At 75.0% G+C, this 7,826-nt stretch carries 8 protein-coding genes and 1 tRNA gene; 6 read left to right on the top strand and 3 right to left on the bottom strand.

Translation table 11 applies throughout. The features are described 5' to 3' along the window. Window positions 1-107: 107 nt before the first annotated feature. Both ABZW03_RS32960 and ABZW03_RS32955 read left to right on the top strand, forming a co-directional pair. Window positions 108-737 carry a TOPRIM nucleotidyl transferase/hydrolase domain-containing protein gene (locus ABZW03_RS32960; RefSeq protein WP_355266578.1) on the top strand — a complete coding sequence of 210 codons (630 nt, stop codon included), beginning with the start codon at window positions 108-110 and terminating at the stop codon, window positions 735-737. Window positions 738-984: 247 nt separating this feature from the next. Next, window positions 985-1,656 carry a polysaccharide deacetylase family protein gene (locus tag ABZW03_RS32955; RefSeq protein WP_355266575.1) on the top strand — a complete coding sequence of 224 codons (672 nt, stop codon included), beginning with the start codon at window positions 985-987 and terminating at the stop codon, window positions 1,654-1,656. Between the two features lie 7 nt (window positions 1,657-1,663). On the opposite strand, the gene ABZW03_RS32950 is transcribed toward ABZW03_RS32955, so the two are convergent. Beyond that, window positions 1,664-2,473 carry a hypothetical protein gene (locus ABZW03_RS32950; RefSeq protein ID WP_355266573.1) on the bottom strand — a complete coding sequence of 270 codons (810 nt, stop codon included), beginning with the start codon at window positions 2,471-2,473 and terminating at the stop codon, window positions 1,664-1,666. A gap of 194 nt (window positions 2,474-2,667) precedes the next feature. Between ABZW03_RS32950 and ABZW03_RS32945 the strand changes: the two genes are divergently transcribed. Then, a tRNA-Cys gene (locus ABZW03_RS32945) sits at window positions 2,668-2,738 on the top strand. A 45-nt stretch (window positions 2,739-2,783) separates the two neighbouring features. On the opposite strand, the gene ABZW03_RS32940 is transcribed toward ABZW03_RS32945, so the two are convergent. After that, entirely contained in the window at window positions 2,784-3,794 is a 1,011-nt protein-coding gene (locus ABZW03_RS32940) for a proline dehydrogenase family protein (RefSeq protein WP_355266570.1), read from the bottom strand. A 134-nt stretch (window positions 3,795-3,928) separates the two neighbouring features. Between ABZW03_RS32940 and ABZW03_RS32935 the strand changes: the two genes are divergently transcribed. Continuing rightward, window positions 3,929-4,900 (top strand): helix-turn-helix domain-containing protein, encoded by a 972-nt coding sequence (locus ABZW03_RS32935; RefSeq protein ID WP_355266567.1) that lies wholly within the window; start codon window positions 3,929-3,931, stop codon window positions 4,898-4,900. A gap of 7 nt (window positions 4,901-4,907) precedes the next feature. Here ABZW03_RS32935 and ABZW03_RS32930 read toward each other — a convergent pair whose 3' ends face one another. Then, window positions 4,908-5,519, bottom strand: a complete 612-nt coding sequence (locus ABZW03_RS32930; RefSeq protein WP_355266564.1) for a transglutaminase family protein — start codon at window positions 5,517-5,519, stop codon at window positions 4,908-4,910. Between the two features lie 237 nt (window positions 5,520-5,756). On the opposite strand from ABZW03_RS32930, the gene ABZW03_RS32925 reads away from it, so the two are divergent. After that, the gene (locus ABZW03_RS32925) at window positions 5,757-6,737 is read left to right on the top strand and encodes an endonuclease/exonuclease/phosphatase family protein (RefSeq protein WP_355266561.1); all 981 of its coding nucleotides are present in this window, start codon (window positions 5,757-5,759) and stop codon (window positions 6,735-6,737) included. A gap of 213 nt (window positions 6,738-6,950) precedes the next feature. After that, complete coding sequence (locus ABZW03_RS32920) at window positions 6,951-7,673, top strand: phospholipid scramblase-related protein (protein ID WP_355266558.1); 723 nt, start codon at window positions 6,951-6,953, stop codon at window positions 7,671-7,673. The last annotated feature ends 153 nt before the right edge of the window (window positions 7,674-7,826 follow it).

Genomic DNA, 7,826 nt, shown 5'->3' with positions numbered 1-7,826 from the left:
GTACGGCGGGAGCACCCCCTGAGCCCTGCCGAGGAGGAACCGGCGGGCGAGCCCCGGCCGCCGGAGGCGCGCTCCTGGACCGACTAGATCGCCAAGTTCCGCGCCCCATGGCGGACATGCGGGCGTTCCGGGACGCGGTCATCGACCGGGCGGCGGCCGAGCCGGGCGGCCCGGCCGGCGACCTGGCCCGCGACCTGGCCGAGGGCCTGCGGGTGCGCACGGCGGTGCTGCTGGAAGGGCCCAGCGACCTCGCGGCCGTCGAGGCGCTGGCCGCGCGCCACGGCCGGGACCTGGCCGCCGAGGGGGTCTGCGTCGTCCCGATGGGCGGGGCGATGAACGTCGGCCGCTTCGCCGCCCTCCTCGGGCCGGCGGGCCTGGGCCTGCGCCTGGCCGGGCTGTGCGACGAGGGCGAACAGGGCTTCTACCGACGCGGCCTCGAACGGGCCGGCGGGCCGCACGACGCCTTCTTCGTCTGCGCGGCGGACCTGGAGGACGAGCTCATCCGCGCGCTGGGCGTGCCCCGGGTCGAGGAGGTCCTCCGGGCCGAGGGCGACCTCCCGGCCTGGCGGATCTTCGGGCGCCAGCCCGCCCAGCAGGACCGGCCGCCGCACCAGCGGCTGCGGCGCTTCCTCGGCACGAAGAAGGGGCGCAAGATCCGCTACGGCCGGCTGCTGACCGAGGCCCTCGACCCCGACCGCGTCCCCGCACCCCTCCAGGGCCTGCTCCGCCACCTCTGAACGCCGGCCCGCACCCACCCCCCTGCCCCGCCCCGGGAATCCCGCTCCGGCATCCGGGTGAAATGGCGCGGAGTCGCCCGGCGTGAATGGCAGCCGGGTCCGACGCTGCCAGAATGCAATTTCCCTGAGGTCCACCCGCACAGGCGGTGCCACCGGACAGTCGGAGCGGAACATGCGAATCATTCGACCACGCAGCAGTTCGGAAAGCGCCCCCGAGGTGGATTCGGGCCCGCTCCCGTGGACGCTCATGTATCACTCGGTGACGGCGGCGACCGAGGACCCGTATCTGATCACCGTCGGTCCCGCGCGGTTCCGCCGCCAGCTGCGCTGGCTGTCCGCCCGCGGCCTGCGCGGGGTGTCGGTGGGGGAGCTGATGCGCTCCCACCGGGAGGGCGGCGCCGCCGGCCTGGTCGGGCTCAGCTTCGACGACGGCTACCGCGACTTCGTGGAGGAGGCCATGCCCGCCCTGGCGGAGCACGGCTTCACCGCGACGGTCTACGTGGTGGCCGACCGGCTCGGCGGCTACAACGACTGGGACCGGCAGGGCCCGCGCAAGCCGCTGATGACGGCGCACCAGGTCCGCGAGGCCGCCGCCGCCGGGGTGGAGATCGGCTCGCACGGGCTGACCCACCGGCGGCTGGCGGGCCTGGCCGCACGGGACCTGGCGGCCCAGGTCGCCGACAGCCGCCACGTGCTGGAGGACCTCACCGGCGGGGCCGTCGACGGGTTCTGCTACCCGTACGGCTCGCTCGACGCCGCCGCGGTCGAGGCGGTGGCCGGGGCCGGCTACGCGTACGGCTGCGCGGTCAGCCCCGGCGCCCACAGCGGGGTGTACGCGCTTCCCCGCTGCTACGTCGGCGACCGGGACGGACCGCTGCACCTGGCCGCGAAGCTGGTGCGCGACCGCTGGCGGCGCTGACCGGCGGTCAGCGCGCGGCGGCGGGCTCCAGGCGCAGCCAGGACTCGTGCCACAGCAGGGCGCAGCGCCGGTCGCAGCCGGTGGTGAGCGGCTCGCCGCCGCAGCGCAGACCGTCCAGGATGAACCAGCGCCCCCCGGTGGGGTGCTGCCACCAGGCCAGGGACCGGTGGCGCAGCTCGACGGCGCCGTGCCGGGTCCCGGCGTGGCGCTCCATCCCCGGCTGGAACGGGACGCCGTGCAGGCGCCCGTCGGGGCCGAGGGTCGCGTGGATCTCCGCGAGGCTGCGCACCGTCGCCCACAGGGTGACGGCCCGGGGGGCGGGCACCGGCGCGGGGGCGGGCTCCAGCCATTCGTCGCGGAACAGCAGCGCGCAGTCCATCCCGCAGCCCTGGGCCCCGTCGGCGCCGTGGCAGGTGGCGCCGGCCAGGGCGACGGTGCCCGACAGGCGCCGCACCCGGTAGTGGTCGTCGATCATGCGGCGCACGATCCGTTCGACCTGGTAGACGCCGCCGCAGAACGACCACTGGCTGCGGGTGAACCACAGGCCGCGGTGGCAGTCCCTCTCGTCGAGGGTGGCGCGCACCGCGGCCTCGTCCTTCACCCGGACCCAGTCCCCCTCGGCGAAGCGGGAGGGCCGGCCGGGCGCCGGGACCTCGGCGCGGCGCTCGCGCAGGCCCTCGCGGACGATCCGGGCGCGGCGCACGACACCGAGCGGGGGAAGGTCGCGCAGCGGCAGGCTCTTGTACTGGCACCGGTTCGCGGCGGTCCCGCAGCGCAGCTCCGCGGTACGGGTGAACCGTGATTCCTCGACGGCCATCAATGAAATCCCATCGGGTCGGAGATATCGGCAAAGGCTAGCGCACCCCGTCTTTTGCGCGCTGGCTCGCCGGACCCTTTCGACGCCATGTCGAGAGAAATAACACTAGACGCACTAAGGCTCTTATGGGGTGAAAACCCGGCAATTCTGCGGAGTTCCTGTTCATGTGCGTGTAATGTTCCCAGTGTTGCCGAGGTGGAGTGGCCGAGTGGCGAGGCGACGGCTTGCAGGGCCGTTCAGATGGGTTCGATTCCTATCTCCACCTTTTCTCCTTTTCCCGGCGTTTCCCGGCTTTCCCCGGTGCGCCGCCTCATCCGGCCGCGTCGACGAGGGCCCGGAGCACGCGCCGGGGGTCCTCGGCGAGCCGGTTGCAGACGTAGAGCCACCACTGGGTGCCGAAGACGACGTACTCGCGGGTGGGGTGGCCGCGCTCGGCCAGGGTGTCGAGGAGGTCGGGCCCGAGCCCGAGGAGCGTCTCGAACTCCCACGGCGCGTTCGCGCGGCCGCTCCCGCCGAGGTGGCGGGCGATCCGGTCGGTCAGCTCCCGGTCGTGGGTGGCGAAGGAGCACGGGTGGCCCGAGTCGGCCAGGTGCTGCGCGTACCCCAGGTAGGCGGCGGCCAGGGCCGGCGACTCGCGGGGGAGCGCGACGGCCTCGGGTTCGAGGAAGGCGCCCTTGACCAGGCGGATGCGGCCGGGGCGGCCGAGCAGCTCCGGCAGGTCGTCGGCGGTGCGGTGCAGGCGCGCCTGGACGGTGACGCCCACGTGGTCGAAGCGCTCGCACAGCCGGCGGTGCAGGTCCAGAACGGCGTCGGTGCGCTCGGAGCCCTCGGCCGAGACCATCAGCTCCCGTCCGGTGGCGGCGCAGGCCTCGGCGAGACGGGAGGCGTTGGCCAGCGCGAGCCCGGCGTCGACGGCGAGGCCGATGTGGGACAGGTCGAGGGAGATCGAGCAGCCGGGCGGCAGCAGCTGGGCGGCGGCGAGGAACACCTCGGTCTCCTCGGTGGCCTGCCGCGGGTCACGGCAGCTCTCGCCCAGGTACTCGACGCTCACCCGGTGGCCGGCCGCCCGGACGCGCTGCGCGCGGTCCACGGCGTCGGGCAGGGTCTCGCCGGCCGTGTACCGCCGGGCGACCCTGCGGGCCGGCGGCCCCAGGAGCGGGTCGCCGGGGACGCGCCACTTCAGGTCCTCGTCGAGCGCGAGCGCGCGCAGGACCTGGGCCGCCTGCGCGAAGAGGGCGGCGCCGGTGTCGGGGTCGGTAGCGGGGGAGGGGTCGGTAGCGGGGACGGGGGCGGTAGCGGGGGCGGGGTGGTGCGTGGTCATCGGGTGCCTGGCCGTTCGGGTGGTGCGGGAAAGGGGGACACCGGTGAGCCTTCCAGGGCGGGGCGCCCCCGGGCAGTGGCAGAAACGACGGTTAGGCTGGAATTCCCGCCACCTGTGAGAGGAACCCGAAGCCGATGCTCCGCGACGTCGCCGTCCTGGCCCTCGACGGCGCCCACGCCTTCGAACTGGGCGTGTTCTGCGAGGTCTTCGGCATCGACCGCGGCGACGACGCGCTGCCCGGCTACGACTTCGCGCTCGTCTCGGCCACCGGCGCCGCCGTGGCGACCCGGCACGGCTTCGAGGTGCGGGCCCCGTACGGGCCGGAGCGGCTGGCCTCGGCGGACCTGATCTGCGTCCCGGCCTACGACCCGCGGGTGCCGCAGCCGGAGGCCCTGGCCGAGGAACTGCGGGCCGCCGTGCGGCGCGGCGCCCGCGTCCTGAGCATCTGCACCGGCGCCTTCCTCCTGGGCCGAGCCGGGCTGCTGGACGGGCGGCGCTGCACCACCCACTGGCGCTACGCCGGGGAGCTGGCCCGCCGCCACCCCCGGGCCCGGGTCGAGTCCGACGTGCTGTACGTCGACGAGGACCCGGTCATCACCGGGGCCGGCACCGCCGCCGGCGTCGACACCTGCCTCCACCTGGTCCGCAAGGAGCACGGCAGCGCCGTCGCGAACGCGATCGCCCGCCGGATGGTCGCGCCCCCGCACCGCGACGGCGGCCAGCGGCAGTACCGCGAACGCCCCGTGCCCCGGGAGCGGACCGGCTCCCTCTCCCCGGTCCTCGCCTGGATCGAGGCCAACCTCGACCGGGAGCTGACCGTCGCGGCGATGGCCCGCCGGGCCGGCCTCTCCGAGCGGACCTTCGCCCGGCGCTTCCGCCAGGAGACCGGGACCACCCCGCTGCAGTGGCTCACCGGCCAGCGCGTCCTGCTCGCCCAGCACCACCTGGAGACCACCGACGACCCGGTCGCCGCCATCGCCCACCGCGCGGGCCTCGGCACCGTCGACAACCTCCGCCACCACTTCGCCCGCCGCCTCGGCACCACCCCCCACGCCTACCGCCGCACCTTCGGAGCCCCGGCCCCCGGGGCCGCCACCGGCCCCTGATCGTCCGTCACCCGAGGCCGGCCGCCGCCGCCTCCTCCTCCTTCTCGTCCTCCGGAAGCTCGCCCGGCAGGTAATCGAAGCCGCCCCGGCCCGGCACGGCCCGGGCGAGCGCCCGCACCAACGCGGCCGGCGGCGCGGCGAAGACCCGCGGATAGTCCCGCTCGTCCAGCTCCGGCCGGACCGGCCAGGCCAGCCGCTCCCGCTCCAGGTCGAACCGGGTGTCCACGCCCTCCCGGTTGCCCCGGGCGTCCAGCCGGGCCCAACGGCCGTCCAGGTGCACGGCGTTGAGGGCGTGCAGCGCGAACCCGCCCGCGCCGTCCCCCAGCCGCTGGTAGCACAGCCCGGTCGGCACCCCCTGCGCCCGCAGCAGCGCGGCCAGCAGATGGGACTTGCCGTGGCAGATCGCGTCGCCCGCGGCCAGCACCTCGGAGGCGCGGAACGCCCCGCTGTACGCCCCCACATCCGCGGAGTGCGGGACCTCGTCGCGGACGTGGTGGAACGCGGCCTCCGGCGTGGCCAGTTCGGCCGCCAGCCGCCGCACCTCCGGGTGCTGGTGGTCGATCACCCCGTCCGCCACGAGGTAGGCGTCGAGGTCGTCGGTCTCCGGTCGCAGCATCATGCCGCCCACGGTGCCCCACACCCCGCCCCCCGCGTGCGGCATTCCACTCCCTGGACAGGCACCACCGGGGCCCGAAGCCGCCGCGTCCCCGAGGGCCGGCACCGTCCCGGGCCGCGGACATCCGGGTGCGCCCCCGCCCCCGGCCTCGAACGGCCGTGCGGAACCGGCCGCCGGGCGCGGGCGTCCGTCCTTCACGACGGCGGCCGGTGATCACGGCCGCCCCCTGGAAGGAGCACCGTGACGGACCGTACGTCGAAGAGCGCGCCGCGCGCCGGCCGGAGCCGTCTGCGCACCGCCGCGCTGACCGGGTGCGGGGTGCTGCTGCTGGGCCCGGCCGTGCTCGCCCTGGTACGGCTGGCCGGCTGGGACGACGGCACGGTGTGGGCCCTGCCGATGGCCGGCCTCCCGTACGCGGCACTGCTCAGCGTGCTGCTGCTGGCAGCGCTCGCGGCGCTGCGCCGATGGTGGCCGGCCGCCGTCGCCGCCGCACTGGTGGCGCTCCAACTCTGGTGGCTGGTACCCCGGTTCGTCCCGGACGCGGCCGACGCGCCGCCCGCTGCGCCCCGGCTGCGGGTGGCGACCAGCAACAACTTCATGGGACAGGTCTCACCGAAGTCCCTGGTCGACCTGGTGCGCGAGCAGCGGATCGACGTCCTCGCCGTCGAGGAGCAGAGCGACTCCGCCGCCGCCGCGCTGGACGCGGCCGGCATCCGCACCCTGCTGCCGCACCGCGAACGGCCGGCCGGCACCGACACCGCGCTCTACACCCGGCTGCCCGTCAGCTCCGCCGCCGACCCGGCCTGGCCGACCACCAACCTGACCGTCGACGTCGGCGGCCACCCCGTCCAGCTGGTCGCCGTGCACACCTACTACCCGCTCGGCTCCGCCCGCCGCTGGGCCGAGGGCCTGCACGACCTGCGCGCCGCCGCGCCCGGCCGCACCCGCAACGCCGTCCTGCTCGGCGACTTCAACGCCACCCTCGACCACAAGCCGATGCGCGACCTGATCGACACCGGCCTGGCCGACACCCACGAGGAACTCGGCGCCGGCCTCTTCCCGACCTGGCCCCAGGACCACCCCGACTACCCCGCCCCGGCCCTGATCCAGATCGACCACGTCCTGCACGGCCCCGCACTGACCCCCGTCGACGTCTCCGAGCACGCCCTGCCCCGCAGCGACCACCGCGCCGTGGTCGCCGAACTCGCCGTCCTGTCCTGAACAGGGAACACGGGCCGCGGTGGCGGTGACGAGCCGTCGCACACCTCCACCAGGTGTGACATCGGCCACATCCGCCCCGCCGGGCGCCGGCCGGCCACCGGCCGCAACAGGCAAACCCGCAGGTCAACTTCGCCGCCCGGAGGCCCGGACGGATCCGGGGGCTGTGCGAAACGATCTGGCTCCCCGTAGCGGAATGGCCCTAGCCTGCCCGCCATGTCCCAGAACACGAACACCCCGGGTTACCCCGGGCAGCCGGCCGCGCCGGTCGGCGACCCCGCCAAGGTGCAGTACCAGGTGCAGCAGCAGGCGGGTGTCGGGCCGGTCTACGGTGGCGGCGGCACCCTCTTCTCCGAGCCCGTCCTGGTGGTGAACCAGAAGGCCAAGCTGATCGAGCTGACCAACGAGTACGCGGTCTTCGACCAGCGGGGCGCCACGCTGGGATCGGTGGTCCAGGTCGGCCAGAGCGGCCTGCGCAAGGTGATACGGCTGCTCTTCTCGATCGACCAGTACCTCACCCACAAGCTGGAGATCCGCGACGCGCACGGCACCCCGGTGCTGCTGCTGACCCGCCCGGCGAAGTTCATCAAGTCGCGGGTGATCGTGCAGCGTCCGGACGGCCGGGAGGTCGGCCAGATCATCCAGCAGAACGCCATCGGGAAGATCAACTTCGCGCTGGAGGTCGGCGGCCGGAAGATCGGCGCCATCAAGGCGGAGAACTGGCGGGCCTGGAACTTCTCCATCGTCGACGAGACGGACACCGAGGTCGCCCGGATCACCAAGACCTGGGAGGGCCTGGCGAAGACGATGTTCACCACGGCCGACAACTACGTGCTCCAGATCCACCGCCCGCTCCCCGACCCGCTGATCAGCCTCGTCGTGGCGACCGCGCTGACCGTCGACACCGCGCTGAAGCAGGACGCCCGCGGCTTCGGCTGAGCCGCGAGCCGGCCCCAGGGTTGACCGCGACCCGTCCGTCGCCCGGAGCCCCACCCCCGACCGAGCGGCTCCCCGGGGGTGGGGTCCCCGGGAGCTGCGCGATCCGCTTCCCCGGCCGCGCGACCGTCCAGCCGCCCGCTCGGCCGATGGTCC

It is taken from the genome of Kitasatospora sp. NPDC004799 (assembly GCF_040609095.1).
Taxonomy (GTDB): domain Bacteria; phylum Actinomycetota; class Actinomycetes; order Streptomycetales; family Streptomycetaceae; genus Kitasatospora.
Note: the sequence above shows the minus strand (reverse complement) of the source record. Positions and strands in the feature narration are given on the sequence as shown.

Bases quoted from the DNA above. Each gene is read 5' to 3' on its own strand.
- ABZW03_RS32940 (WP_355266570.1), bottom strand. From the start codon at position 3,794: ATGACCACGCACCACCCCGCCCCCGCTACCGCCCCCGTCCCCGCTACC.
- ABZW03_RS32950 (WP_355266573.1), bottom strand. From the start codon at position 2,473: ATGGCCGTCGAGGAATCACGGTTCACCCGTACCGCGGAGCTGCGCTGC.
- ABZW03_RS32955 (WP_355266575.1), top strand. From the start codon at position 985: ATGTATCACTCGGTGACGGCGGCGACCGAGGACCCGTATCTGATCACC.
- ABZW03_RS32935 (WP_355266567.1), top strand. From the start codon at position 3,929: ATGCTCCGCGACGTCGCCGTCCTGGCCCTCGACGGCGCCCACGCCTTC.
- ABZW03_RS32930 (WP_355266564.1), bottom strand. From the start codon at position 5,519: ATGATGCTGCGACCGGAGACCGACGACCTCGACGCCTACCTCGTGGCG.
- ABZW03_RS32920 (WP_355266558.1), top strand. From the start codon at position 6,951: ATGTCCCAGAACACGAACACCCCGGGTTACCCCGGGCAGCCGGCCGCG.
- ABZW03_RS32960 (WP_355266578.1), top strand. From the start codon at position 108: ATGGCGGACATGCGGGCGTTCCGGGACGCGGTCATCGACCGGGCGGCG.